Annotated in this window: 1 protein-coding gene and 1 pseudogene; both read left to right on the forward strand. The window is 23.0% G+C overall.

The window, feature by feature from the left end; genetic code table 11:
* Positions 1-250, forward strand: a 250-nt coding sequence (locus CWI75_RS18190) for a cytochrome b N-terminal domain-containing protein (protein ID WP_175580238.1), incomplete at its 5' end; no start/stop codon positions are given.
* Between the two features lie 68 nt (positions 251-318).
* Positions 319-486 (forward strand): annotated as a pseudogene (locus CWI75_RS18990) (hypothetical protein); the annotation flags it as partial.
* Positions 487-722: the final 236 nt, after the last annotated feature.

Consider the following 722-nt stretch of genomic DNA (forward strand, 5'->3'; position numbering starts at 1 on the left):
AGGTAATCCTACTTTGACTCGGTTTTTTGCTTTTCATTTTCTATTACCTTTTGTAATTTTATTTTTTGTGATTTTACATCTTTTTTTTCTTCATGAAAAAGGTTCTAGAAATCCTTTAGGATTAAGAAGAGTATATGATAAAGTTTTTTTTCATCCATATTATAGAATTAGGGATATTTTTGGATTTGCTTTCTTTTTTGTTTTTTTTTATTTATTTGTTTTTTGTTTCCTTATATTTTTATGGATGTAGAGAATTTTATTTCTTCTAATCCTTTGGTTACTCCCGTTCATATTCAACCTGAATGATATTTTTTATTTGCTTATACTATTTTACGTTCTATTTCTAGAAAAATTGGAGGAGTAATCGCTTTAGTTATATCGGTGGTTATTTTATATTTTTTACCTTTTTTTTTGAAGCATCGTTTTCGAAGAACTTTATTTTATTATTTTATAAAGTTTATATATTGGGTTTTTGTTGTAAATTGAATATTGTTAACATGAATTGGTGCGTGTGTTGTAGAATATCCATATATAGGGTTGGGGATAGTATTTAGTTTTTTGTATTTTATAATATTTATAGTTTTTTGAATAATTTATGAAATTCAGGATTTTATAATTTTATAAGTTGTGTTTGGCTTTATTTTAATTGTTTTGAAAACAATTTTTAAGAAATTTTCTTTAAAGTCTGATTGGTTAGTTTAAGTAAAACATAAATTTTGTAA

Origin of the sequence: Kineobactrum sediminis, assembly GCF_002868715.1 — a bacterium.
Lineage (GTDB): Bacteria > Pseudomonadota > Gammaproteobacteria > Pseudomonadales > Halieaceae > Kineobactrum > Kineobactrum sediminis.